Raw genomic sequence first — 25,259 nt, forward strand, 5'->3', positions numbered from 1 at the left:
CTCAGACGGCGTCGCGGACGAGCATCGCGGCCTGAACCCTGTTGGAGCAGCCGAGTTTGCGGAGAATGCGGCTGACGTAGGTCTTGATCGTGGCCTCGCTCATGTGCACCCGGTCGCCGACCTCCGCGTTGGACAGTCCTTCGGCGACCAGGGCGAGGATCTCGTTCTCCCGAGGGGAAAGAGCGGCGAGCCTACCGGCCGCCTCGCGCCGGTGGCCGTCCTCTCCCCGGGGAACCAAGGCGAGCACCAGCTGGGTCACCGCGGGTGACAGGAACGCCTGTCCCGCATGGACGGCCCGGACGCCGCGGATCAGCTCGTCGGGCTCGCAGTTCTTGAGGACGAATCCGGCGACTCCGCGGTCGAGTGCCCGCCGGACGTTCTCTTCGTCGCCGAAAGCCGTCAACATCATCACCCGGGTTCCCGCCATCCGGGCGGCCGCGGCCAAACCGTCCATGACCGGCATGGCGATGTCGAGCAGCGCGACGTCCACCCGGTGCCTGCGCGTCGCCTCGACGGCCTCGTGGCCGTTGCCGGCACAAGCGACCACCTCGATGTCCTTTGTGGACTCCAGTACCGCTCGGATGCCGGCGGTGATCAGCGGCTCGTCATCGGCGATCAGCACCCTGATCACGCGGTCACCTCCCGTGGCTCGACCGTCAGGGGAAGCATCGCCACGAGCCGGAACTCGTCCCGTTCGACGTGGGCGCGAAGCAGCCCGCCCGCCGCGGCGACCCGTTCTGCCAGTCCGAGAATCCCGGTTCCGGAGCTGGGATTCTCTTGTCCGCCCACAGGATTGGTCACGTTCAGCAGCAACGCGTCCGGTTGCCAGTCGAAGGAGATGACCACCGGCTCGCCCGGCGCGTGTTTGACGGCGTTGGTGAGACCTTCTTGGCACACCCGGTAAGCCGCGTGGCTCATCGCCGTGCCCGCGAGCGGGCGGGCGGTGCCCGAGCGCTCGACGGCGATCGTGACACCTGCTTGCCGGAACTGCGTGACCACGTCGTCGATCCGCTCCAGGCCCGGCGGCTCGGTCCGCAGGGCGGCCACGACGGTGTGCAGTTCGTCCACGGCCGAACGCGTCGCCTTCGCGAGGGTGCGCACTCTCGACCGCTGGTCCGGGGGAAGCTGCGACACCTCCAGCGCCGCGGCCTGGATCGACACGACGCTGAGCAACTGGCCGAGGGAGTCGTGCATGTCGCGGGCGATGCGCAGCCGCTCCCGCAGGCGTTCCTGGTCCGCGCGGAGCCGGCGCTCGCGGCGGATGTGGTGCCCGGCCAGCACGGGCAGGCCCACCAGCACGATCACACGGGCCAGGACGAGCCACCGCTCGCTCGCCGACGTGGGTACCGGCAGGAGATGGAGCAGCGCGGCGAGATAGACGACGGCTCCGGTGAGCATCAGGACGTGGTCGCGCCGGGAGACCATCCGGTGTCCGGCCTGGTAGCTCGTGTACAGCAGCAAGGCGAACGCCCCCGCGGACACCAACGCCGTCGGCACCGCGAGCAGGAACGCCACGACGGGCAGGCGCGAGGAGACGGTCATGACGAGCGCGGCCAGCAGGGCGTACGCGAGCAAGTTCCAGCTCGCCCCGCTCACCCAGTCGATCGCGATGACGGCGACAAGTACCCCTACCCGAGCCATGTTGCTCAGGATAGGCGGACCACTTTCGTGAACAGCCGGAACGACTTTCGCGAGCAGACCGTCCGGTGTGGTGGTTCCTAGCCTGGCCGCATGCTGAAAATCCTTCTGGCGCTTGCCATGCTCGCACCGCCAGCACCGGTCCAGGCACCACAGGCACTGGACTGGCGGCCTTGCCCGGACAGCGGCGCGGTCGCGGCGCAGTGCGCCGATCTCGCCGTTCCCCTCGCCGAACCGGGTGGGCGGCGGATCACCCTCAAGGTCGCGCGCCTGCCGGCCACCGGCGCGAAGAAGGGCTCGGTGCTCGCCAACTTCGGTGGTCCGCAGGGCGACCAGATCGCCATCATGCGGTCCCGGCCGCTGGTCTTCGACAAGATCCGGCAGTCGATGGACGTCGTCACCTGGGACCCGCGGGGTTATCCGGGGCTCAGCAGCCCGGTTCTGGCCTGTGACTGGGGAGTCCTGCGCACCCCGCCGATCCCGAAGACCCAGGCCGAGTTCGACGGGCTCGCACAGGCCAACCGGGCCCGGGGCGAGAAGTGCCGGGAGACCGATCCGGATCTGTTCGACCACATGGACTCCGGCAGCGACGCCCGCGACGCCGAAGCGATCCGCGTGGCGCTCGGGGAGAAGTCGATGAACTTCATCGGCACCTCCTACGGCGGGGTCATCGCGCAGGCCTACGCCCGGCAGTTCCCGCAGCGGTTGCGGACGATGTACATCGACGGCACCGGGAACCACGGCGCACGCGACTGGGAGCGGGAGCTGGAGACCGTCGCCACCGACATGGAGCGCCAGCTGAAACGGTTCTTCGACCAGGCCGAGCCGGGCCTGGACCAGCGCTGGCGCGCACTGGTCGCCAAGGCCGACCGAGAGCCCGTCCCCGCCCCCCAAGCGAACGCGCGGTACGACGGGACTCAGCTGCAGGCACTCGCGTTCCAGAAGTCCAGGAGCGGCCCCGCCCACTGGGGCGAGCTGGCCGCCGCCATCACCGCTGCCGAGGGCGGAGACGCCACCGGATTCGTTCCCCGGAGCCGCGACCCGTACCCAGGCCTGCCGGGCGGCGGGGTGAAGGAATGCCTCGACTATCCGCGGCCCACCGACCAGCGGCAGCTGGCTCGCACGACCGAGAGGCTGCGCCGGATCGCCCCGAACTCCGGCGCCGCGTTCCCGCTCGCCTGGCACCTGCCGACCACCTGCACGGGCTGGCCCGCGCCGGTGGCCAACCCGCCGACGCCCCTGCCCCGGATCCTGCCCCCGATCCTGGGCGCGGGGACCTGGCTGGACCGCGCCGCCACCGCACGGGTCACCGCCCAGGTACCCGGCAGCCGCACCATCGACTTCGACGGGCCCGGCCACAACCTCTTCTTCGCCATGGCCAACCCGTGCGTCATCGACCATGTCAGCCGCTACATCACCACCCGCGCGCTCCCGCCCGCCGACCCCACCTGTACCTGACCCCCTCGGCGCCGTCTCCGCTCAGAGCTCCCCGGCTCGCTCGTACAGCTTCCGGACGGGCTCTGTCAGAGCGGCGCCGCTCAGGTCCTTGGTCACGCCGTCCTCGGTCATCGTTCCCCGGCTCGTGACGCTGAAAAGGGTTCCCTTGCCAGTGACGGGGTCGAAGTTCCGCAGCCACGGACCACCGCTGGAACCGCCTGCCAGGTCGCAATCCGTGTTCCAGGTCGTGCTGACCGAGTTCACCTCCAGGCTCGCGGGCCGCGCACAGGAGAACAACGCCTCACCGCCGGCCGCTCGCGAGACGGGGTAGCCGAGGATGTTCGCGTCCACAAGGGACGGTAGCTCCTCGAACGAGATGTCCTGGGTGCCCGCGACGTCGGCGGCGTGGTGACCGCCGACCGGGTCCAATGCGATCACCGCGTCGTCGGCCACCCCGCTCATCGGACCCGAATAAGTGGCCGACCAGGCGAAGGCGCGGGCCGGGAACACCCCGTGCGGCGCGGCGCCATGGTCGTAGCCCGGGACGAACACGACGTTGACGATCTTGATCGGATTGTCGAACCGGTCCAGCCCGCCGTTCACGCAGTGCCCGGCGGTGAGGGCGACATCCTTGCTGGAACTGGGAACCACCGTCGCCGTGCAGGATCCGTCGACGCCGGGTTCGGCGGTGAAGAACAGCCGCCCGACCCCCGCGGGCACCGGCCCCTCCCATGCACGGCCGATCTTCTCGGCCGGCGGCAGCCACTCCTCGCCCACCCATTGACGCATGCGTTCCGGTGTCCAATGAGCCAGCGCCGCGGCCCGGTCGGCCTCGCTCACCACGGTCACCACCTGATCGTCGGCGGCGGCCGCCGGAGCGGCCACGATCACCGAAGCGGCGCTGAGACCCGCCGCCAAAGCGACGACCCGGTGAACTGCGTTCCGCAGGCGCGGCTTCTTCAAGTCCATACACAGTGGACGTTCCGGCCTCCGGAGAGGTTGTTCGCCTGCCCCGAAGCCAGGACTGGACTCATCCGAAGCGGTAGCATCACCGGGGCCAGCCGATGCGGTCACTTCCTCGACCGGATCGCTGCCGCTAGTGGGAGGTAGCTTGATGCACGCACAGTCTTTCCCGGAGTCGCTGGGCTTCGACACGTCGGTCCGGGAGGCGATTTTCGAAGCCGCCACCGCGCGGCTCCATAAGGCGTTCGGCGATCGTGTCCAGGTGGAGGTGGAACACTTCGACCGCATCGGGCCTTGGGTGTTCCTGCGCGGGAGGATGCACGGCACCGACGGCGAGCGTCCGTACTACGCCGGCACCGCCTACGAGGCACGCCGAGCCGACGGCACGATGTCCGATGTCTACGTCATCCTGCTCAAGAAGGCCGACGACGAGAGTGCCGACAACGACCCGCGGTCCTGGCGCTTGGCCGACTACGCCATCGGCCCGACCGATGTGGCCTGGCTGACGTGGCCGGACAAGCACGAGGTACCGCGGGTGCTGTTCGGGTTCTGAGTTACTCCCGCCGGCCGGATCAGGTCGGCGGGGTGAGGATTTTGACGAGGCCGCCGCCACCGCCCATGCTGATCTTCTGCGAGCCGTCGGGGTTGACGTTGTTCGAGCCGATGAACTGACCGTCGCCCGCATACAGCACGACGTGCCCGCCACCGTTCGAGATCACCACGTCGCCGGGTTTCGCCTCGGAGAGCGGCACCGACTTCCAGCCGTCCGCCTCGAGGTTGGCGCTCAGGCCCGCCACCGAGGCGCTGGCCTGTCCCTTGTCGATCAGGCCGGCCGACTCCAGGCAGCCCGAAACGAAGTTCGCGCAGTTGACGTTGTTGGGCACCCAGGACTGCATCGCGGGCAACTCGCCGCTGCCCTTGAGGTCACCGGCATTGCGGCCGAGGAACTGCTCGGCGATCTTGGCCGGGTTGTCACCCCGGGCGTCGATCGGCTTGGCGGGCCTGCCGTCGCCCTGGACTCCGGCGACACCACCGCCACCGCCACCGCCGCCACCACCGCCGCCATCCCCGCCACCGTGGTGGACGGGAGCGTGGCCCCTGGACTCGACGACGGGACTCGCGGAACTCGACGCCGTGGTCTGGCCGGTTTCGGCGGGGACCAGCTCCAGGAAACCGCCCTCGATTTCCAGGCCGAGCGGTTTGAGGAGGTCGTCGATCTGTTTCTCGGCGTTGTCCAGCGCCTGCTCGATCTCCTGCTTCTTACCGTTCGAGTCTTTTTCGTTGAGCTGCCGGAGCCGTTCGATGTCCGTCGCGGCGGAGGCGATCTCGTTCTCGTCGTCGGAACTGTTCTTCCGCCGCCGGGCCGCACCGATCAGGGCGCGATTGTCCGCGTCCTTGTCGTTGGCCTCCTGGGCGAGTTGCGCGACCTTCTTCTTGGTGTCATCCAGAATCTCGGAAACACGCTGAAGGATGTTCTTGGCCGCTTCGGCCTTGTCGCTGACCTTGTAGCTGGCCTTACCGAGCTTTTCGAGATGGTCGGCGACGGCGTCGGCGTCTTTGCCTTCCCATTCGCGCAGCACATCGTCGCGGAAGAGTTTGAGATCGTCGCCGAGGTCATTGGCACTGGTGGCGGCTCCGCCGACCTTCGCCGCCTGGTCGTTGACCGCTCTCGAATCGAGCTTCTGTGCTTGTTGGGCGTGCTTGTCGATGGCGTCCAGCGACTTCGGACGGTCCTGCTCCGGGTCGTCGAGCACATTCGGCTTCCGCTCAGCGGTGGTCATCGGTAAATCCCCCTGGTCCCGTCCTCAGCCCGATCAGTCCCGCTCGCGGTTGCCACGGAGGGTGTGCACACCCGCGGCCTCGTCGTTCCGCATGCGCTCGGCAGCGGAAGCCAGCGCCTGGGACGCGGCGTCGACGAGCTTCGCGGCGGCGCCCAGCTCGGCGTTCACGCCACTGTAGAACCCCTTCACCGCTTTGCCCGCGCTGGCCGCGTTCTTCAGATCGCCGTACGCGCCTCCGGGATCGCCGTCACCCAAGTCCGTGCCCGTCTTGCCGTAGCCATCCTTGAGCCCGCCGACCTTCTTGGCCAGCGAGGCGATCTGTTCGGGGTCGAATCGGCGAGTCATGAGTGATCCCTCCAGTGTCGGCGCCTGCGCCCGTGTTTACCTGACCCACGCTGCTCTGTCGCGCAGCTTATGAGCTCACGCCCACTTGCGCGCGCGTTTCCTGAAACGCGATGACGGCGTTCATGTACACCGACGCACCCGGCGACGCATCGGTTCCACGACGTCCTCGACGGGAGGATCTTACCTCTTCGACCTCGGCGTCACGGACCACGAACAGGGACCCGGTCAGGCGATGACGAGGCCCCACTTCTGCCAATTCGCCAGGGACGTGCGCTCGTAGGTCGTGATGTCGTTACTGCTGCCGCGCGGGGTGAGGTAGTTGCCACTGGCGACGTTGCGCACCCGGACCGTGCCGATCAGATCCGGCTCGATCCGCCACTGCTGCGCCGTGTCGTCCGAGGCGCAGGCCCGCGCCAGATCGACGCTGGGGATTCCGGACGACCCGGTGCGCAGGCAGGTGCCCGATGCAAAGTTGCGCAGCTGGACCACGCCCGCGCCGAGCTCGACCCGCTGGAACCTCTGTTCCACCGCGCCGGCGCAGGCACCCAGCCGGGCGGCGGTGCCGCCGGCCACCGCGCACTTGTTCACTGCCGTCGGCGTCGCGCAGGATCACGCCGAAGTCGTCGTACAGGATCGTGTCGGCCACCTGGCCCGTCTTGGCGTTCGTCAGCAGTTCGCCCGCGAGCACCCAGTACTGCTCCGGGTCCTCGGCGTCGCAGTTCCAGCGGGCGAGGCCGCTGAGGCCCTTCACACAGCTTCGGTCGCCGAGGTTGCGCAGGATCACCTTGGCGCTGTCCACGCGGATCTGCTCCCACTGCTGGGTTTCCGCGCCGGTGCAGTCCTCGACCGCCACCCGGCCCATGGCCGGTGCCCCGACGGCGAGACGGGCCGACGATACCGATCTTGACGTGCAGGTGAGCATGATTAAACGGCCCTGGCGACTCACGCCGGGTTCGGCAGGTCCATCGACGCGAGCTTGGCCGGGTCGGTCACGACCTCAAGGCCGGAGATCCGGCCGTCGACGACGGTGAACGCCATGACCGAGAGCGGGACGCCGTCTTCGCGCCAGGACACGACGCCGGGACGGCCGTTGACGAGCACCGCTCGTCCTTGTGCGGCCGTGGCGGCGGACAACCGCGCACCGGCGGCGACCTTGGTGGCACCCAGGACGACGACCACACCGTCCGCGGTGTCGACGGTGAGCCGGACGTCGGGGTCGAGCACGCGCAGCAACCCCTCGAAGTCGCCGCCGCGAGCCGCCGCCAGGAAGGCCTGGACGACCTCCCGTTGCTCCCGGCCGGCGACCTCGGGCCGTCCCGTCGCCCGCACCTTCCCGCGAGCGCGGCTGGCGAGCATCTTGGTGGCGCCGGTGGACTTGCCGAGGATCCGGCCGATCTCGTCGAACGGCACCGCGAACAGGTCGTGCAGCACGAACGCCAACCGCTCGCTCGGCCTCAGCGACTCGAGGACCACGAGGAGCGCGAGCCCGACAGAGTCGGCGAGCGCCGCGTCGTCCTCGGGCGAGAGGCCGTCGTCGGCCGTCACCACAAGCTCGGGCAGCCGGCCGTCGTAGGACGCCTCGGGCTTGGTCCGGCGCGTTCGCAGGGCATCCAGGCTGATCCGGCCGACCACCGTGGTCAGCCAGCCCGCCAGGTTCTCGATGGTCGCCGTGTCCTGCCGCGACAGCCGCAACCAGGCCTCCTGGACCACGTCTTCGGCGTCGGCGTGCGAGCCGAGCATGCGGTAGGCGACCGCGCGCAGCCGGACTCGCTCGGCCTCGAACGCTTCGGCCACCAAATTCGTCCGACCGGCGTCGGTCACCTTGTCACCTTCCTCTGCTCAGTCTCGGATCGTGGGGTTTCAGCGGCGCTGCTGGCGGAGCGAGATCCGGTTGCCGTCCGGATCCACCGCCTCGATGCGAACGCCGAACGGATAGTCCACCGGTTCGGGCTCGTCGAAGGTCACGCCTCGCCCGCGAAACACCTCGAAATCCTTCCTCAGGTCTTCCGACTCCAGGATGAGCGGACCGGGCGCGGCGCCCGGCTCGACCGGCTGTCCCGAGGCCGGCGCGTGCGACCAAAGAATGATCTTGACCGGACTGTCGGCGACGCCCACGGTGAGGAAGCGTCCGTCGGGCCCCGGATAGTCGGCGTGCTTCTCCAGGCCGAGCCCCTCCGTATAGAACTTCAGCGCGCGGTCCTGATCGGTGACATAGACCGTCGTGTACATGATGTTCGTCAGCATCGTGTTCTCCACTCCCTTTCGGCCCGACGCCCCGTTGGGCGCCGGGTTGCCGCGCCGGTATGACGGGGGCCGGCGGGAAGAGGTAACAGGTCTGAGGGTCGGCGTTCGGAGGTAGGGCTGGCCCTACCTCCGAGATCATTGCCCGCCCGGTGGGTCCGCAAAGCGCGGTCGACCAGGATTCTCCTCATGGTTCTGGTACAGGATTCGAAGGACGCACCGCCGCGGGATGTGGTCGAGCTCGCCGACGTCACGAAGGTGCACCCCGGCGGGGTGCGGGCGCTCGACGGCGTGACCGTCGGGTTCGGGCGGGGTTCGTTCACCGCGGTGATGGGGCCGTCGGGCTCGGGCAAGTCGACACTGCTGCACTGCGCCGCCGGGCTGGACAGGCCGTCCAGCGGCCGGGTCGTGCTCGCGGGAGAGGACATCGCCGGGCTCCGCGAGCCGAAGCTGACCGCGGTGCGGCGGGCGCACGTCGGCTTCGTGTTCCAGTCGTTCAACCTCGTCGATTCGTTGTCGGTGTGGGACAACGTGTTGCTGCCGCAGCAGCTGGCGGGCAAGCGTCCGGACCGCGCGTGGGCGAAGGAGCTGTTGGCGCGGGTGGGGCTGGCCGGCCGGGAAAAGTCGCGGCCGGGTCAGCTGTCCGGTGGGCAGCAGCAGCGGGTCGCCCTCGCCCGCGCGCTGGCCTCCCGTCCCGGAGTGATCTTCGGTGACGAGCCGACCGGCGCGCTGGACCTCTCCACCGGTCGCGAGGTGCTGGCCCTGTTGCGCCGGTTCGTCGACGAATTCGGCGCGACGATCGTGATGGTGACCCACGACCCCGCCGCGGCGGGCTGGGCGGACCGGGTGGTGTTCCTCGCCGACGGGCGGGTCGCGGGCGAGTTGCACTCCCCCACCGCGGAGCAGGTTTCGGCACGGATGATGGAGCTGACCAAATGATCGTGAAACTGGCGGTGGCGAGTGTCCGGCACCGGCTCGGCTCCTTCGTCGGCACTCTCCTGACCGCTTTCCTCGCGGTCGCCCTGATCGCGGGCAGCGGCCTGCTGCTGTGGTCGGTCCTGACCGCGGGCCCGGGTGCCGACCGGTTCGGCGGCGCCGACGCGGTGGTCGCCGGAGACCGCTCGATCGTGCTGACCACGGCGACGGACAAGGGCGACAAGGTCAAGGTCAAGACCAAGGACGAGCGCCTCACCGGCGCGGAGCCTCTGCCGTCCGCTGTCGTCGAGACGGTCGCCGGCACGCCCGGCGTGACAGCGGCGGTCGCGGACTACGCGTTCCCGGTCGCGCTCGACCTCGGCGGCAAACCGCTCCGCGCACCGGACGCCGCCACCGTGGCGCACGGCTGGGCCTCCGCCGAAGTGACCCCGTATCCGCTGATCGACGGCGCCGCGCCGCGGCCCGGCGAAGTCGTGGTCCAGGGCGGGTTCGGTGTCCACGTCGGACAGACGGTCCGAGTGACCAGCCGTTCCGGTGTCCGCGAGCTGCGGGTGGCCGGTGTGGTCGGCGGCGATGTGCCGGGCCAGGCCGCGGTGTTCGTCGCGGACTCCCAGGTCGCCGAGGTGTCCGGGCTGACCGGCCCCACCGCGGTCGCGGTCCGCGGTTCGGAGGCCGGTCTCACCGCCCTGCGGGACCGGCTCGGTGAAACGGCGACCGTCCACACCGGAGCGGACAAGGTGACCGCGGACCTCCCCGGCGCGGTGCCCGACTACATCGGCGCCATCTCGATCTTCGGTTTCGTCCTCGGGATCACCGGGTTCGCGGCGGTGTTCGTGCTCACCGGAACGGTTTCGCTCGCGGTCCGTCAGCGGCTGCGCGAGCTGGCGATGCTGCGCACCGCCGGCGCCACCCCGAGGCAGCTGCGCGGCATGCTGCGCCTGGAGATCACGCTCGTGACCCTGGTCGCGGCCGTTCCCGCGCTGCCCGCCGGGGTAGTGGTGGCGGAGCTGGTGGCCTCCCGGTTCCGGGAGCTCGGCGCGGTACCGCCGCAGTTCACCGTGTCGCTGAACGTGCTGGTGCTGATCGCCGCGGTCCTGGCCGGCCTGCTGGTGACGGTGTCCGCCACCGGCCTCGCGGCCCGGCGGGCCACGCGGATCGCGCCGACGCAGGCACTGCGGGAGACGGTCACCGCGGGCCACGTCGGCTGGGTGCCGCGGGTGGTGGCCGCGGTCGTCCTGACCGGCGGCGCGGCCGCCGTGCTGACCCTGGTGCCGCTCGGCGGCCAGTTCGGTATGGGCATGGGCTTCGTCTCGTGTTCGCTGCTGCTCTGCGCCGTCGCCGCGCTCGGACCGATCGCGGTCGGCGCGCTGACCGCCGTGATGTCCCGGCTGGCCGCCCTCACCGGTGTGCTCGGCCGCGTCGCCGGTGCGATGACCCGCGCCGAGAGCCGCCGGGTCGTCGGCGTCGCCATCCCGCTGACCCTGATGTTCGCGATCAACGCCACGATGCTGCTCAACGGCGACATCCTCGCCCAAGTGACCGCCGACCAGCAGGCCGCACGCACCGCGACGGCGACCGTGCGAGTCGCCGCCACCAACGCGCCGGGCCTGCCGCTGACGACCGCGGCCGAGGTCGCCTCGCTGTCCGAGGTGACGGGCTCCGCGGCCACCGTCGGCACCCGCGTGGTCGTCGACGAGGGCGGCAAACCGGAGGACTACGCGGCACAGGGCCTACGGACCACCGGCGAGCAAGCGCTCGATCTCGGCGTCACCACCGGTGAGCTTCCGCTGAAGGACGGAACGGTCGCGGCGAGCGGCCCGCTCGCCGAGGCCCGCGGCTGGAAGGTCGGCGACCGGCCGGTGTTCTGGCTGGCCGACGGCACCCCCGCCGAGCTGACCGTGGTCGGCGTCTACGCGAACTGGCGCGGCTTCGGCGACCTCGTCCTGCCCGCCGCCCTCGTGGCCGCCCACGACCCCCGCGGTCTCGTCGGCGCCCTGTACCTGCGCGGCCCGGCGGACCTCGCCCAGAAGGTCGGCGGCCGATGGCCGACGCTCGCGGCGACCCACACCGCGGACCCGAAGGCGGGCACGGCGGACGTCCAGAACCAACAGGCCGCCTGGGAACTGATGGTGGTCATCTCACTCGGCTTCACCGCGATCGCCGTGGTCAACACCTTCGCCATCGCCACCGGCGCACGCCGCCGCGAGTTCGCCGATCTGCGGCTGGCCGGCGCCACCGCACGCCAGCTTCACCGGATGCTCGGCCGCGAAACGTTCATCACCGTCGCCGTCGCGCTCGTGCTCGGCTGCCTGATCAGCGGCGCGGTGGTGGGCACGTTCAGCATCGCGCAGGACGGGCAATGGCGGCTGTTCGCCGAACCGCTGCGGTACCTGACGCTGATCGGCGGAGTCGGCCTGCTCGGACTGGTCGCCGGGGCGGTGCCCGCCCGCTTGGTGATCAAACGCCGGTCGCTGCCCGCGATCAATGGTTAAGTGGTCGATTTCGGAAGTTCTTCGGGGCCTCGACGGCCCAGCTTCCTGCTGGACACACGGCCGAAAGGCCCGAGTACAACCCGGTACGAGGGCCTTCCGGCCGCACGCCCAGCAGAAACCTGGATCCGCCGAAACACCCGAACAACTTCCGAAATCAACCACTAAGTTCACGTTCATGATCCGCCGTGGGGCCGGTGCGCTGGCCCACCTGCTGACCAGCCTGGTGCTGGGGCCCGCCACCTTCGTGTGGGCTCTGGTCACCACGCTGGTCAGCGGCGTGCTGTCGTTCACCTACCTCGCTCCGCCCGCGTTCCTCGCGGTGACGTGGGCGACCCGCCGGATCACCGCGCTCGAACGCCTGCGGGCGGGGCTGATCCTCGGCCGGCCGGTCGAATCCCCCTACGATCCGCTTCCCCGCGCCAACCCGTGGACACGAGGCCGCGCGGTGGTCCGGGATCCGGCGACCTGGCGGGACCTCGCGTGGCTGCTGCTGTTGCCGCTGGCCGGCGTCGCCGGGCTGGCCGGCGTGCTCGTCGCGGTGGTCGACCTCGGCGCGGTCCTCGCGCCACTGTGGCTGTGGGCGGTGCCCAACCCGTACCTGCCGCCGGTCGTGGACTGGCTGTTCAACACCGTCGGCGGCCGGTTCGCCCTCACCGTGGTCGGGCTGGTCCTCGCGCCCGCGGCGTGGTGGCTCGTCACCACGATGGCCCGGCTGCAGGCCCGGCTGGCGGCGACGCTGCTCGAACCAGGGCCTCGGGCCCGGCTCGCCCGGCGGGCCCGCGAGCTGTTCGCCACCCGCCTCCGCGTCGTGGACGTGCAGGCCGCCGAACTCCAGCGGATCGAACGCGACCTGCACGACGGCGCACAGGCGAGGATCGTGGCCGCTGGGATGACACTCGCCCTGGCGGACCGCAAGATGCGCACCACCGGGCAGCCGGCCATGGACGACGTGCGCATCGCGCGCAGGCAGCTGGACGAGGCCTTGGCCGAACTGCGCAGGCTGGTGCGTGGCATCCACCCGCCGATCCTCACCGACCGGGGGCTGGTCGCCGCACTCGCAGCCTTGGCGGGCGACGCACCGCTCCCCATCGAAATCGAAGCGGGCGTGCTGGGCGAAGTCCCGTCGTCGGTCGAGTCTGCCGCCTACTTCCTGACTGCGGAGTCGATCTCCAACGTCGTGAAGCACGCCGACGCGGACTCTTGCACGGTGACCATCAGCCGGTCTCTCGACCTGCTCACGGTCGAGATCCAGGACGACGGCCGAGGCGGCGCCGACTCGTCCGGGTCCGGTTTGGACGGTCTGCGCCGACGGATCGAAGCACTCGACGGCACCCTGTCGGTGACCAGCCCGGTCGGAGGACCGACCGTAATCCAAGCGGAGTTGCCATGCGCATCGTGATCGCCGAAGACCTGTTGCTGCTCCGGGACGGGCTGGTGCGGATGCTCACCGATACCGGGCACACGGTCGTCGCCGCCGTCTCCACCGCACCCGACCTCGAGGCCGCCGTGGCCGAACACGTCCCCGATCTGTCCATAGTGGACGTCCGGATGCCGCCGGGCTTCCGCGACGAGGGCCTGCGCGCCGCACTCGCCATCCGCCGCCGCGAACCGAAGACACCGATCCTGATCCTGTCCCAGTACGTCGAGCGCGCGTACGCCGCCGAACTGATCGCCGACGGCCACGGCGCGGTCGGCTATCTGCTCAAAGACCGCGTGACCGCACTGGACGAGTTCCTCGACGCCATCGAACGCGTCGCCGCCGGTGGCACGGCCATGGACCCGGAGGTCGTGCGGCAGCTCTTCGCGCGCAACAACGGCGACCGCGGAATCGCCACGCTCACCGCCCGCGAACGGGAAGTCCTCGGCCTGATCGCGCAAGGCCACTCCAACTCCGCCATCTGCGCCGAACTCGTCCTCGCTCCCGCATCGGTGGAAAAGCACATCAGCAACATCCTGACGAAGCTGGAGTTGCCGCCCGCCGACGACAGTCACCGCCGGGTGCGAGCGGTGCTGGCCTACCTCAACCACTGACGCCTCGGAGCGCTCGAGACCGGCCCATCAAAACCGAGGGGGCCCACCAAAAACCGAGAGAGGACACCCTCTCTCGGTTTTCGCATTATGGAAACTTAATTCCACTAGTGCTTTCAGGTTAAGGACCTGCGCGATCGCCGTCAAGAGCGTGCGCTCGCTTGACACCCACGCGCCAAGCGTGCTGCGATAGCTGTCGCATAGCGGAAGTTGTCTTCCACAATACGAAATATGGAGGCGGCAGTGCCTGAGCTGTTCTGTTCCGGTGACGCGATGCGTGGCGGCCGGCTCCACCACACCGTGTCCTCGCACCCGTTCCTCGGCGAGGTCCGGACCGCGCCGCACTACCGGATGTACTCGGTCCGCGACGAGTTCCCGGCGTTGGAGGAGGACCCGTCCGGCGGCGTACCGCTGGCCGGCGAGATCTACGACGTCCCGCTGACGGCGATCCGCACCGACTTCCTGGCGAGCGAGCCGCCGGAGCTGGAGCTGACGGTCATCGAGCTGGACGACGGCCGCGACGCGCTCGCCGTCGGGCTACGGCCGGGGGTACCGGCGCGGCAGCTGACCGACATCACCGAACACGGTGGCTGGCGCGCCTATCGCGCACTCACGCACGTCGAGGAGGTCAAGTGACCATGGCGACCGCACCGATCACGCTCCCGCTGCCCGCGACGGCGAACTGCTCGATCCTCTTCCCTGACCTGCCGCTGCTCCAACGGCCCGCCGCTGCGGCGGCCGCGGGCTTCGACGCCGTCGAGTTCTGGTGGCCGTTCGCGAAAGCCGTGCCCGCCGATCGCGACGTCGAAGCGTTCGTCGCCGCGGTGTCCGACGCCGGGCTCACGCTGACGGGCCTCAACTTCGCCGCCGGTGACATGCCCGCCGGCGAGCGCGGCATCCTCTCCGACCCCGCCCGGTCTGCGGAGTTCGCCGACAATGTCGAGGTCGCCGTCGGGATCGGCGAGCGTCTCGGCACCACCGGTTTCAACGCGCTGTACGGCAACCGCCTGAACGGTGCCGACCCGGCGGAGCAGGACGAGGTGGCTGTCGCGAACCTCGTGCTCGCCGGCGCGGCCGCCGCCAAGATCGGCGCGGTCGCCTTGCTGGAACCGGTCAGCGGCATCGACGCCTATCCGCTGCGCACCGCCGCCGACGCCGTCGCCGTCCTGGACAAGGCAGGTTCCGAGCACGTGCGCCTGCTCTTGGACGTCTACCACCTGGCCGTCAACGGCGACGATCCGGCGACCGCGATCGACCGTTTCGCCGACCGGATCGGGCACGTGCAGATCGCCGACTCCCCCGGCCGCGGCGAGCCCGGCACCGGGGACCTCCCGATCGCCGCGCTGCTCGACCGGATCGCCGCCACCGGCTACCGCGGGCGGATCGGCCTGGAGTACAAACCCACGACCGCCGACCCGTTCGGCTGGCTCGCCCCCACCACGGGAGGCACCACATGACCACGATCGCGTTCCTCGGGCTGGGCATCATGGGCAGCCCGATGGCCTGTCACCTGGCCGCCGCCGGCCACGACGTCGTCGGGTACAACCGCACGCCGGAGAAGGCCGCGCCGCTGGTCTCGGCCGGCGGCCGGGCCGCGAAGTCGGTCACCGAGGCCGTGCGAGGCGCGGACGTCGTCGCGCTCATGCTGCCGGACTCCCCCGACGTGTCCGAGGTCCTGACCGGCGAAGGCGGCGTGTTCGCCACGGCCGCGCCCGGCACCCTGATCGTCGACTTCTCGACCATCCGCCCGGACGTCGCCGCGAAGCTGGCCGCGCAGGCGGAGGAGAAGGACCTGCACCTGCTCGACGCCCCGGTCTCCGGGGGTGAAGCCGGCGCCGCGGACGCCACGCTGTCGATCATGATCGGCGGTGCGAAGGAGGCCGTCGAAGCCGTCCGCCCGCTGCTCGACGTCGTCGGGAAGACCGTCGTGCACGTCGGACCGGCCGGAGCCGGGCAGACCGTCAAGGCCGCCAACCAGCTGATCGTCGCCGGCAATATCGCCCTGATGGCGGAGGCGCTGGTGTTCCTCGAAGCACACGGCGCCGACCTGCCGGCCGCCGTCGAGGTGCTCGGTGGCGGGCTCGCCGGATCCGCTGTGCTGAACCAGAAAGCGCAGAAGATGCTGGACCGCGAGTTCGCTCCCGGCTTCCGGATCGACCTGCACCACAAGGATTTGGGCATCGTGACGGCCGCCGCTCGCGAAGCCGGGACGGCCCTCCCGGTCGGGGCACTGGTGGCCCAGCTGATGACCGCCGCCCGCTCGGCCGGGCTCGGCGGGCTGGACCACTCGGCGTTGTACCGGACCATCGCGAACCTCGGAGGTATCTCGTGACCAGGATGAGGGCCGTCGACGCGGCCGTGCGGATTCTCGAGATCGAGGGCGTGACCCAGGCGTTCGGTGTCCCGGGGGCCGCGATCAACCCGTTCTACTCGGCACTGCGTGCCCATGGCGGGATCGCCCACGTGCTGGCGAGGCACGTCGAGGGCGCCTCGCATATGGCCGAGGGCTACACCCGCTCCGCGCCGGGGAACATCGGCGTCTGCATCGGGACGTCCGGTCCGGCGGGCACGGACATGATCACCGGGCTGTACTCGGCGGCGGCGGACTCGATCCCGATCCTGGCGATCACCGGGCAGGCGCCGGTCGCGCGGCTGCACAAGGAGGACTTCCAGGCCGTCGACATCGCGTCGATCGCCGCGCCGCTCACGAAGATGGCCATGACGGTGCTGGAGGCCGCGCAGGTGCCGGGCGCGTTCGCGCAGGCGTTCCACCTGATGCGATCCGGACGGCCCGGGCCGGTGCTGATCGACCTGCCGATCGACGTCCAGCAGACCGAGATCGAGTTCGACCCGGACACCTACACGCCGCTGCCGGTGCACCGCCCCGCGGCGACCCCCGCGCAGGCCTCGAAGATCCTCGACCTGCTCACCGAGGGCGAACGGCCGCTGATCGTCGCCGGCGGCGGGATCATCAACGCCGACGCCTCCGCCGAACTGGTCGAACTGGCCGAGCTCCTCGGCGTGCCCGTGGTCCCGACGCTGATGGGCTGGGGCACCATCCCGGACGACCACCCGCTGGCCGCCGGCATGGTCGGGCTGCAGACCTCGCACCGGTACGGCAACGCGACCTTCCTGGAATCCGACGTCGTGCTCGGCATCGGGAACCGGTGGGCCAACCGGCACACCGGCGGCCTGGACACCTATCGGCACGGGCGGCGTTTCGTGCACGTCGACATCGAGCCGACCCAGATCGGCCGGGTGTTCCCGCCCGACTACGGCGTCGTCTCGGACGCGGGTGCCGCGTTGCGGGCGTTGCTCGACGAGGCCCGCCGCCGCGCGGGGTCCCTGCCGGACTACTCGGCGTGGGCCGAACAATGCCGGGAGCGCAAGGCGACCTTGCTGCGGCGCACCCACTTCACCGAGATCCCGATCAAGCCGCAGCGGGTGTACGAGGAGATGAACCGCGTCTTCGGCCCCGACACCCGGTACGTCTCCACGATCGGCCTGTCGCAGATCGCGGCCGCCCAGTTCCTGCACGTTTACCGGCCGCGGCACTGGATCAACTGCGGCCAGGCGGGTCCGCTCGGCTGGACGATCCCGGCCGCGCTCGGCGCCGTCGCCGCCGACCCGGAGACGCCGGTGGTGGCACTGTCCGGCGACTACGACTTCCAGTTCATGATCGAGGAGCTGGCCGCCGGGGCGCAGTTCGGGCTGCCGTACGTGCACGTCGTCGTCAACAACTCCTACCTGGGCCTGATCCGGCAGGCGCAACGGGCGCTCGACATGGACTACTGCGTCCAGCTGGGCTTCGATAACATCAACGCCACCGAGGAGGAGGACGGCCCCGCCCTGCCGAAGGGCTACGGCGTGGACCATATCCGGGTCGCCGAGGGCCTCGGCTGCGTCGGCCTTCGGGTCACCGACCCCGAACTGCTCGAACCGGCGCTGCGCGAAGCCTGGCGGCTCGCCCGTGAGCACAAGGTCCCCGCGATCGTCGAGGTCGTCCTCGAACGCGTCACCAACATCGCCATGGGCGCGGCGAACATCGACGCGATCACCGAGTTCGAGGACCTGGCCACGTCACCGGAGGACGCGCCGACCGCGATCGGGGCGCGATGAGCGGTCACCTCCTGCTGGCTCCGGACAAGTTCAAGGGCTCACTGGACGCCGCAGGGGTGGCGAGCGCCCTCGCGCAGGGCATCGCCGACGCCGATCCGGCACACCAGGTCCGGCTCTGCCCGGTCGCGGACGGCGGTGACGGCACCGTCGCGGCGGCCGTCACCGCCGGCTGGCAGGAGGTCCGCGTCGCGACGACAGGGCCGACCGGGTCACCGCTGGTGGCCCGGTACGCCCGCCGCGACCGCACCGCCCTGGTCGAGCTGGCGACGACGTCCGGTCTGGCCCTGCTCCCCGCCGAGGAGCTCGCACCGGTCGACGCCGGCACCGAAGGCCTGGGCGTCCTGCTCGTCCACGCGCTGGAGCGGGGCGCCGAGGAGATCGTCATCGGCCTCGGCGGGAGTGCCACCACGGACGGCGGCGCCGGGATCCTGCGCGCACTCGGCGCGCGGGTCCTCGACGTCCACGGCCGGGACCTGCCGCCGGGCGGCGGCGCGCTGGCCCGCGCCGAGCGGTTGGACCTCAGTGGACTCCACCCGCTGGCGCGCCAGGCCCGCTTCTCCTTTGCCTGCGACGTCGACAATCCGTTGCTCGGACCGAACGGCGCCGCCGCGGTCTACGGGCCGCAGAAAGGAGCGGATCCCCGTCAGGTCAAGGAACTCGATGCCGCGCTGGCGCGCTGGGCCGCGGTGCTGGGCCGGGCGACCGGCCGGGATCCGGCCACCATCACCGCCTGGCCGGGAGCCGGTGCCGCGGGAGGCGCCGCCTGCGGACTCGGCGCCGTCCTCGATGCGACCCGCCAGTCCGGGGCCGGCACGGTACTGGCGCTGACGGGGTTCCCCACGGCCCTCGAAGGCGCCCGGCTGGTCGTGGCCGGCGAAGGCAGGCTCGACCGGCAAACCCTGCACGGCAAGGCCCCGGCCGCCGTCGCCAAGGCGGCTGCGGAGGCTGGAGTGCCGACGGTCGCGGTGACCGGGGAATGCCTGCTCACCGAGGAAGAGTGGCGGGCGGCCGGTTTCGAGGCCGTGTACGCCCTCCTCGACCTGGCTTCGGACCGCCAGGACGCGCTGACCAACACGGCCGCGCTGCTGCGCCGGACCGGCAAGCTGATCGGCGGGTGGGGTCGTGAGTGATTTGGGTCGTTAGAACGACCCAAATCACTCACGACTCTCGCGTTGACCTGCGGCGCCACGGACCCGCCAGTCACAGCGCGCGGAAGCGCTCTCGCTCGATCGCATCGTCGAGGCGGCCGTCGAACTGCTCGACGCGGCAGGCGAGGACGGACTGACGTTCCGGACGCTGACCGACTGTTCGTTCACCCGGGCCGTCGCCGCCCGGGCGCGTGACCACGACGACCGCGAACAGTTCCTCGCCGGGATCGATCTCGTCCTCGCCGGCATCACCGCACTCCATCTGGCCGGTGGTCACTGACCTTCGAGAAGTGCGTTGAGCCGCTGCAGAACGTCGATCTGGGCGGGGTTGTAGACCTCGACCAGCCCCTGGGCGACGACCGACCTCGCGACGGCCTCGTCCTGGGGGGTGGCCGGGTCGACCAGCGCCGGGAAGTCCCGGCGCTGACGCCGGGCGATCGGAGCGAACCGCTCGGCGAGGTCCTGCCGGACGTCCTCACTCGCGTCCGCGGGCAGCGTGTCGAACTCCTTGCCGACCGGGTCCGGTGACTCCGCGTGCAGTTCCCGCAAAGCGGCCATGGCCGAGGGTTTCAGTACCCGCGAGAAGAGCAGCAAGAGAGACCGTTCGGCGTCCGGTGCTTCGGCGGCGGCCGTGGAGAACCCCGGTGGCAGATCGACCATGGCCCGGTGCCGGAGAATCGAAGCCAGCTCCTCGCGCATCCGTTGCTGGCGCTCGATACTCGCGGCCAGTTCGGCATCCAGCGCGCGGAGTACCTGTTCCGCGCCCTCGTCCGATTCCTCGACCGCCGCGATGTCGGACAGGGGCACCCCCAGATCGACGAGACGGCGGATCCGCAGCAGCCGGATGAGATGTCCGATCCGGTACTGCTTGTAGCCGTTCGCCGTCCGCTCCGGTTCGTCCAGCAACCCGATTTTGTGGTAGTGGCGCACGGTTTTCAGCGTCGTGCCCGCGAGTTCCGCCACCTCACGCGTGCTCCACCCCACCGGACCTCCTCCTGTCACTTCCCGCAGAACTCGTCCCGCGCCGGCATCACACCCTCGGCCAAGTATTTCGTGGTGACGTTCAACGCGCAGGGGTTGCCACCGAGGACGTAGACACCGTGCCCGCCACCGTCGACGGTCAGCAACCGCGACCGGTCCTCGAACTTCTCCCGCAGCATCTGTCCCCCGCGCAACGGCGTGGGCGCGTCGCGCCGGTTCTGCACGATCAGCACGTTCCGCGGCCCGTCGTCGTTGATCGCCACCGGCGGCTCGGCCGGCTCGTGCGACCAGTAGGCGCAGGGCGTGATGTTGGCGGCGGCCGCGCCGTACAGGGGGTACCGCTCACGGTCCTCGGCGACGGCGCGACGGTAGGTGCCGACGTCCTCGGGCCACTCGATGTCGTTGCAGGTCACGGAAAGGAACACGGTCAAGGAGTTGTCGGCGGGCGACACCCCGGTGGCCTTCGGCGGGGCGGCCGGACCGGGACGGAGCATGGACTGCCAGGCCTGCGCCGTCCTGGCGTACGCTGTCTCACCGAAGAGGCCCCCGAAGGTGATGAGCCGGAACATCCCGCCGTCCGCTCCGTCCACCGGATTCTTGTCGAGCCGCCCGGCGATCTCGAAGTAGGTGCGGCGCACTTCTTCGGGCGTGCGGCCCAAGCCATAGGCGTCGTGCCGCGCCGCCGCCCATTTCGCGAAGTCCGGGAAGGCCTGTTCCGTCCCCAGCGCGTAGCGGCGCATGCCGTCGTGGTCGAGGAAGGTGTCGCCGATGTTGCTGTCGAGCACGACCCGATCGGCGCGTTCCGGGAACATCGACGCGTACGCGGCCCCGAGCGCCGTTCCGTAGGAATAGCCGAGATAGCTCGCTTTCTCCTCGCCGAGCGCGGCCCGGATCCGGTCCAGGTCGCGGGCGGTGTTCGCGGTCGTCAGGTGCCGCAGTCGCCCGTCAGGGTCGTTCTTCGCGCACAGGTCGGCCACGCCCTTGGCGATCTTCGCCTGCTTGCCGACCGCCGCGTCGTCGACCGCGTACGGCGGGATATTGGCGTAATAGGGCCCATCGGCGGGGAAGCCGCAGCTCATCGGCGTCGAATGCCCGACACCGCGGGTGTCCATGCCGATCAGGTCGTAGCCGTCCGTGACGCCGCCAGGCAGGCCCTTGGTCATCAAGAGCGTGGACAGCGTCATGCCTGATCCGCCCGGACCGCCCGGGTTGAGCAGCAGCACCCCACGCCGCTTCCCCGGATTCGGGCTGGCCAGCTTGGAGATCATCAGCTCGATCTGGGTGCCGTCGGGCTTGGAGTAGTCCAGAGGCACCTGCACGGTGCCGCAGGCCGGTTGGTGCGGCGCGGCCCCGGCGACGACGTCCTCGGGGCACGAAACCCACTTCACGGTGCTGGATGTCGCCGCCGATGCCGGTGCGGCGGTCACCACCATGAGTGCGGCGAGAACGGGCAGGACGGATCTGCGCATCGGTGCTCCTCCCACGACGGTCCACAACGGACCGGGCGTGCCACCGAGGGAACACCGTGCCCTTGGGGCACAGTCAAGCCGAAGAAGGCCTGTCTCCCCGAGGGACCCCGCGGCCCCTCGGGGACCACTCGGTCAGGTGAGGAACGGTCCCTCGTACCGCACCACGTCACCCTCGGCGTACACCCGGACCGTCAGCTCCGGCGGCTCCCAAGGCGCGAACACCTCGTCCACCGTCCGGGGCTCCGGCCCCAGGTCGACGTCCACGGCGAAGGTGTGTCCCACGATGTCGGCCGGCACGACCGCGCCGTCCGCGCCGGTCACCTCCAGCCGGGAGACCCCGGCCGCGACCGCACCGAGGACACCGGGCCGCTTGCTCCACACCCCGAATCCCCGCTCGGCGGTGTCCACTCCGTACCCGCTGTGCATGATGTTGAACAGAGTGCGCTCGCCCTCCCGGAAATGGCACTCCGCCTCGATACCCGAATCGTGGTAGACCAGCAGGCGCCCCTTTTCGGTGCCCGGCCAGAGCCGCGCCCCGGCGTGCCAGCCCTCATGCGACACCTCGGGCCCGGTGGCCGCCTGGTAGACCTCGACGAAATCCGTCAGTTCCGCCACCAGCCGCAGATCTTCTTCATCCCTTGATGGGGTCACTACGCGTTTACTCTCCTCTCGATGGACTGTCCACAATGGCCAGTACCGAGGCTGCCACGTGTGCGTGCCGATCACATCGGGGATTTCCCGGATATCGCACCGGAGCGCTGCACCGTTCCGTGCAACCGATACTCACGTCAGTTCTGCTCGGCGAGCAGTTCCTTGACCCGGGGAACGACCTGCTCGCCGTAGAGCCGGATCGACTCCATCCGCTGCTCGTGCGGAAGCGCGCCGGCGCCGTACTTGAGCTGGAACCGCGACAGCCCCAGGGTCCGCACCGACCAGGCGATCTTCCGGGCGACCGTTTCCACGGAGCCGACGAACAGCGCGCCCCGCGATCCGGCCGTGGCGTCGTAGTCGGCACGGGTCATCGGACCCCAGCCGCGTTCCGCGCCGATCTTGGCGAACGCCGCCTGGTGATGCGGGAAGTGTTGCGCCATCGCGAGTTCGTCGGTCTCGGCGACGTGACCCGGGCTGTGCATGGAGATCGGCAGCTCAGGCTGCCCCGCCTCCTTGAGGGCACGCCGGTACAGATCCGCCAGCGGCTTGAACCGCTCGGGCGACCCGCCGATCACCGCCATCACCAGGGGCAGGCCGTACGCCGCCGCCCGGACCACCGACTGCGGGGTACCGCCGACGCCCACCCAGGCAGGCAGGCGGCCCGACTCGGTGACCGGGAAGGCCTGTGCACCGTCCAGCGCGGGACGCACGGTGCCGCTCCAGGTGACCGGCTTCTCCTCCTGCAGCTTCGTGAACAGGTCCAGCTTCTCGGCGAAGAGTGCCTCGTAGTCGTCCAGCGAGTAGCCGAACAGCGGGAACGACTCGGTGAACGAGCCCCGCCCGAGGGTGACCTCGGCGCGACCGCGGGAAAGGGCGTCGAGGGTGGCGAACCGCTCGTACACCCGCACCGGGTCGTCGGAACTGAGCACGGTGACCGCCGTGCCCAGCCGGATCCGTTCGGTCTGCCCCGCGATCGCGGCCAGCACGACGTCCGGCGAGGAAACCGCCATCTCCGTGCGGTGGTGCTCGCCGACGCCGAGGTAGTCCACGCCCACCCGATCGGCCAGCACCCCCTCCGCCACGACCTGCCGGATCGCTTCGGCCTGGCTCACCGGCTGCCCATCAGCGCCGTTCTCGACGTCACCGAAGGTGTCCAGGCCGAAGGTCGGCGCCTGCCGCGTCCCCAGGATGTCGAAACCCATGTCCACTCCCTCAAAGTAGTTGAACGCTCAAACAAGTAGTGGACCGAGCCTATTCCGTCGACTAATGGGTATAGGTATATGCCGATGGCATGTAGGGTAATGGCATGCCCCGGACACCCCTCACCGCGACGTCGGTCATCGCCGACGCGGCTGCCCTCGCCGACGAAGACGGCTTCGACGCCGTCACGTTGTCAGCCGTTGCGCGGCGCCTCGGCGTGCGGACGCCCAGCCTGTACTCGCATGTCCGCGATCGCGAAGCGTTGCTGGACGGGGTCACCGCGCTCGCGCTCGCGGAACTGGCCGGCCGCGTTTCCGCGGCGATCGCGGGACGCGCCGGACGGCACGCACTCGAAGGTTTCGCGACCGCGCACCGGACCTACGCGCTGGAATCGCCCGGCCGGTGGCAGTCGCTTCAGCGGCGCGCCGGCGAGCCGGTCGTCCGTTCGAAAGCGGCGCGGGACATCGTCGCCCTGACCGGCGCGGTGCTCAGGGGTTACCCCGTACCGGAAGACGAGCACGTCCATGCCGTACGGCTGCTGGGAAGCACCATCAACGGCTACCTCGCGCTCGAGCGCATCGGCGGCTTCGACCACAGCAAGCCCTCACCCGAGGTGTCCTGGCGCAAAGCCCTCGACGCGCTCGACGTACTTCTCAAGAAATGGCCCTCGGACTCATGATCACCACACCTGTCACCGCCCCGTTCCTCCGCGGCATCGCCGGACTGGAGGAAACCACGCGCGGCGTCCGTCCGCACCGGTTACCCGAGTGGGTGCGGACGCAGTTCCCCGACCCGCAACTGCTGATGATGGAGAGCCAGACCTCCGGCGTCCGCCTGACGATGGCGACGGCGGCGCGGAACGTCGAGCTCGTCGCCCACCCCACCCGGCTCGGCTACCGGGGCGCCGAACGCCCTCGGGGAAGTGTCGACCTCGTCGTCGACGGCACGTTCGTCGCGAGCGAGCGGCTCGACGGCGGCGACCTCATCGAGGTCGACCTCCGGACCGGCGCGACCGCCCTCCACGCGGGCACCCCGGTCACGATTTCGTTCCGCGACCTACCCGAAGGCGACAAGATCGTCGAACTCTGGTTGCCGCACAACGAATCGGTCGAGCTGATCGAGCTGCGCACGGACGAACCCGTCCGGCCCGCCGAGTCCGGCCGTCGCCTTTGGGTGCATCACGGCAGCTCGATCAGCCAGGGCTCGAACGCGAGCACACCGACCCGGATCTGGCCCGCCGTCACGGCCCTTCGGAGTGGTGTCGAACTCCGCAATCTCGGCTTCGGCGGCAGCGCGGTCGCCGACCCGTTCACCGCGCGCGTGCTTCGCGACACCCCCGCCGACTTCATCAGCGTGAAGCTCGGAATCAATGTGGTGAACCTGGACGCGATGCGGCTGCGGGCCTTCGTCCCGGCCGTCAACGGATTCCTCGACACCATCCGCGACGGCCATCCCGGCACTCCCCTGCTGCTGATCTCCCCTCTGTTCTGCGGAATTCACGAGGACACCCCCGGGCCGGGCGCCCTCGATCCGGATTCCTTCGGCACCGGCCGGGTCACCTTCATGGCCGGCGGCCGTGCCGACGACGTGGCGCAGGGACGACTGACCCTGCGGGTGATCCGCGAGGCGCTGGCGTCACTCGCCGAACGCCGGGCGCACGATCCGAACCTGTACTACCTCGACGGCACCGAGCTGTACAACGAAAAAGACGCCGCGGAGCACCCTTTGCCCGACGAACTCCATCCCGACACCGAAACGCATCTGCTGATCGGTGAGCGTTTCGCCCGGTACGCCTTCGCGCCGGGCGGCCCCTTCGCCGTGCGGTGAACG

Annotated in this window: 25 protein-coding genes and 1 pseudogene; 14 read left to right on the forward strand and 12 right to left on the reverse strand. The window is 70.3% G+C overall.

The window, feature by feature from the left end; genetic code table 11:
• Position 1 precedes the first annotated feature (1 nt).
• Complete coding sequence (locus tag ACLJRL_RS25620; protein WP_410658814.1) at positions 2–631, reverse strand: response regulator; 630 nt, start codon at positions 629–631, stop codon at positions 2–4.
• Positions 628–1,641, reverse strand: a complete 1,014-nt coding sequence (locus ACLJRL_RS25625; RefSeq protein WP_410658815.1) for a sensor histidine kinase — start codon at positions 1,639–1,641, stop codon at positions 628–630. Before ACLJRL_RS25625 ends, ACLJRL_RS25620 begins: the two co-directional genes overlap by 4 nt.
• A 90-nt stretch (positions 1,642–1,731) precedes the next feature.
• On the opposite strand from ACLJRL_RS25625, the gene ACLJRL_RS25630 reads away from it, so the two are divergent.
• Positions 1,732–3,096, forward strand: a complete 1,365-nt coding sequence (locus tag ACLJRL_RS25630) for an alpha/beta fold hydrolase (RefSeq protein ID WP_410658816.1) — start codon at positions 1,732–1,734, stop codon at positions 3,094–3,096.
• A gap of 21 nt (positions 3,097–3,117) precedes the next feature.
• Here ACLJRL_RS25630 and ACLJRL_RS25635 read toward each other — a convergent pair whose 3' ends face one another.
• Positions 3,118–4,038, reverse strand: a complete 921-nt coding sequence (locus ACLJRL_RS25635; RefSeq protein WP_410658817.1) for a trypsin-like serine peptidase — start codon at positions 4,036–4,038, stop codon at positions 3,118–3,120.
• 151 nt (positions 4,039–4,189) lie between these two features.
• Between ACLJRL_RS25635 and ACLJRL_RS25640 the strand changes: the two genes are divergently transcribed.
• The gene (locus ACLJRL_RS25640) at positions 4,190–4,591 is read left to right on the forward strand and encodes a hypothetical protein (protein WP_410658818.1); all 402 of its coding nucleotides are present in this window, start codon (positions 4,190–4,192) and stop codon (positions 4,589–4,591) included.
• Positions 4,592–4,610: 19 nt separating this feature from the next.
• On the opposite strand, the gene ACLJRL_RS25645 is transcribed toward ACLJRL_RS25640, so the two are convergent.
• From ACLJRL_RS25645 to ACLJRL_RS25665, 5 genes are all read right to left on the reverse strand, one after another.
• On the reverse strand, positions 4,611–5,819 hold the full coding sequence (locus ACLJRL_RS25645; protein ID WP_410658819.1) for a peptidoglycan-binding protein: 1,209 nt from the start codon (positions 5,817–5,819) through the stop codon (positions 4,611–4,613).
• A 33-nt stretch (positions 5,820–5,852) separates the two neighbouring features.
• Positions 5,853–6,164 (reverse strand): hypothetical protein, encoded by a 312-nt coding sequence (locus ACLJRL_RS25650; protein ID WP_410658820.1) that lies wholly within the window; start codon positions 6,162–6,164, stop codon positions 5,853–5,855.
• Between the two features lie 225 nt (positions 6,165–6,389).
• The gene (locus ACLJRL_RS25655) at positions 6,390–6,752 is read right to left on the reverse strand and encodes an RICIN domain-containing protein (RefSeq protein WP_410658821.1); all 363 of its coding nucleotides are present in this window, start codon (positions 6,750–6,752) and stop codon (positions 6,390–6,392) included.
• A gap of 354 nt (positions 6,753–7,106) precedes the next feature.
• Complete coding sequence (locus ACLJRL_RS25660) at positions 7,107–7,985, reverse strand: sigma-70 family RNA polymerase sigma factor (protein ID WP_410658822.1); 879 nt, start codon at positions 7,983–7,985, stop codon at positions 7,107–7,109.
• Between the two features lie 39 nt (positions 7,986–8,024).
• On the reverse strand, positions 8,025–8,408 hold the full coding sequence (locus ACLJRL_RS25665; RefSeq protein WP_410658823.1) for a VOC family protein: 384 nt from the start codon (positions 8,406–8,408) through the stop codon (positions 8,025–8,027).
• 186 nt (positions 8,409–8,594) lie between these two features.
• Between ACLJRL_RS25665 and ACLJRL_RS25670 the strand changes: the two genes are divergently transcribed.
• The 10 genes and pseudogenes from ACLJRL_RS25670 to ACLJRL_RS25715 all read left to right on the forward strand — a co-directional run.
• Entirely contained in the window at positions 8,595–9,344 is a 750-nt protein-coding gene (locus tag ACLJRL_RS25670; RefSeq protein ID WP_410658824.1) for an ABC transporter ATP-binding protein, read from the forward strand.
• A complete protein-coding gene (locus tag ACLJRL_RS25675) occupies positions 9,341–11,833 on the forward strand; it encodes an FtsX-like permease family protein (protein ID WP_410658825.1) in 2,493 nt (830 codons plus the stop codon). The genes ACLJRL_RS25670 and ACLJRL_RS25675 overlap by 4 nt, the downstream gene beginning before the upstream one ends.
• 175 nt (positions 11,834–12,008) lie before the next feature.
• Positions 12,009–13,232 (forward strand): sensor histidine kinase, encoded by a 1,224-nt coding sequence (locus ACLJRL_RS25680; RefSeq protein ID WP_410658826.1) that lies wholly within the window; start codon positions 12,009–12,011, stop codon positions 13,230–13,232.
• A complete protein-coding gene (locus tag ACLJRL_RS25685) occupies positions 13,220–13,864 on the forward strand; it encodes a response regulator (protein ID WP_410658827.1) in 645 nt (214 codons plus the stop codon). The genes ACLJRL_RS25680 and ACLJRL_RS25685 overlap by 13 nt, the downstream gene beginning before the upstream one ends.
• 240 nt (positions 13,865–14,104) lie before the next feature.
• Positions 14,105–14,497 (forward strand): amidase, encoded by a 393-nt coding sequence (locus tag ACLJRL_RS25690; protein WP_410658828.1) that lies wholly within the window; start codon positions 14,105–14,107, stop codon positions 14,495–14,497.
• A gap of 2 nt (positions 14,498–14,499) precedes the next feature.
• Positions 14,500–15,318 carry a hydroxypyruvate isomerase family protein gene (locus ACLJRL_RS25695; protein ID WP_410659055.1) on the forward strand — a complete coding sequence of 273 codons (819 nt, stop codon included), beginning with the start codon at positions 14,500–14,502 and terminating at the stop codon, positions 15,316–15,318.
• A complete protein-coding gene (locus ACLJRL_RS25700; RefSeq protein WP_410658829.1) occupies positions 15,315–16,193 on the forward strand; it encodes a 2-hydroxy-3-oxopropionate reductase in 879 nt (292 codons plus the stop codon). Before ACLJRL_RS25695 ends, ACLJRL_RS25700 begins: the two co-directional genes overlap by 4 nt.
• Positions 16,190–17,980 carry a glyoxylate carboligase gene (gene gcl / locus ACLJRL_RS25705; RefSeq protein ID WP_410658830.1) on the forward strand — a complete coding sequence of 597 codons (1,791 nt, stop codon included), beginning with the start codon at positions 16,190–16,192 and terminating at the stop codon, positions 17,978–17,980. The genes ACLJRL_RS25700 and gcl overlap by 4 nt, the downstream gene beginning before the upstream one ends.
• Positions 17,977–19,110 (forward strand): glycerate kinase, encoded by a 1,134-nt coding sequence (locus ACLJRL_RS25710; protein WP_410658831.1) that lies wholly within the window; start codon positions 17,977–17,979, stop codon positions 19,108–19,110. The genes gcl and ACLJRL_RS25710 overlap by 4 nt, the downstream gene beginning before the upstream one ends.
• 181 nt (positions 19,111–19,291) lie before the next feature.
• Positions 19,292–19,408, forward strand: a pseudogene (locus ACLJRL_RS25715) (TetR/AcrR family transcriptional regulator); the annotation flags it as partial.
• Here ACLJRL_RS25715 and ACLJRL_RS25720 read toward each other — a convergent pair.
• From ACLJRL_RS25720 to ACLJRL_RS25735, 4 genes are all read right to left on the reverse strand, one after another.
• The gene (locus ACLJRL_RS25720) at positions 19,402–20,112 is read right to left on the reverse strand and encodes a MerR family transcriptional regulator (protein ID WP_410658832.1); all 711 of its coding nucleotides are present in this window, start codon (positions 20,110–20,112) and stop codon (positions 19,402–19,404) included. The pseudogene ACLJRL_RS25715 and the gene ACLJRL_RS25720 sit on opposite strands and share 7 nt — an antisense overlap.
• 14 nt (positions 20,113–20,126) lie before the next feature.
• Positions 20,127–21,578, reverse strand: coding sequence for an alpha/beta hydrolase (locus ACLJRL_RS25725; protein ID WP_410658833.1), 1,452 nt, complete (start codon positions 21,576–21,578; stop codon positions 20,127–20,129).
• Positions 21,579–21,710: 132 nt separating this feature from the next.
• Positions 21,711–22,229, reverse strand: coding sequence for a hypothetical protein (locus tag ACLJRL_RS25730; protein ID WP_410658834.1), 519 nt, complete (start codon positions 22,227–22,229; stop codon positions 21,711–21,713).
• A 137-nt stretch (positions 22,230–22,366) separates the two neighbouring features.
• Positions 22,367–23,431: an LLM class flavin-dependent oxidoreductase gene (locus ACLJRL_RS25735; RefSeq protein ID WP_410658835.1), complete on the reverse strand. Its 1,065-nt coding sequence runs from the start codon at positions 23,429–23,431 to the stop codon at positions 22,367–22,369.
• Between the two features lie 104 nt (positions 23,432–23,535).
• On the opposite strand from ACLJRL_RS25735, the gene ACLJRL_RS25740 reads away from it, so the two are divergent.
• Both ACLJRL_RS25740 and ACLJRL_RS25745 read left to right on the forward strand, forming a co-directional pair.
• Positions 23,536–24,108 (forward strand): TetR/AcrR family transcriptional regulator, encoded by a 573-nt coding sequence (locus ACLJRL_RS25740; RefSeq protein WP_410658836.1) that lies wholly within the window; start codon positions 23,536–23,538, stop codon positions 24,106–24,108.
• A complete protein-coding gene (locus tag ACLJRL_RS25745) occupies positions 24,105–25,256 on the forward strand; it encodes a GDSL-type esterase/lipase family protein (protein WP_410658837.1) in 1,152 nt (383 codons plus the stop codon). Before ACLJRL_RS25740 ends, ACLJRL_RS25745 begins: the two co-directional genes overlap by 4 nt.
• Positions 25,257–25,259 lie beyond the last annotated feature (3 nt).

The sequence above is a fragment of the Amycolatopsis sp. lyj-112 genome, from assembly GCF_046549055.1.
Classification (GTDB): domain Bacteria; phylum Actinomycetota; class Actinomycetes; order Mycobacteriales; family Pseudonocardiaceae; genus Amycolatopsis.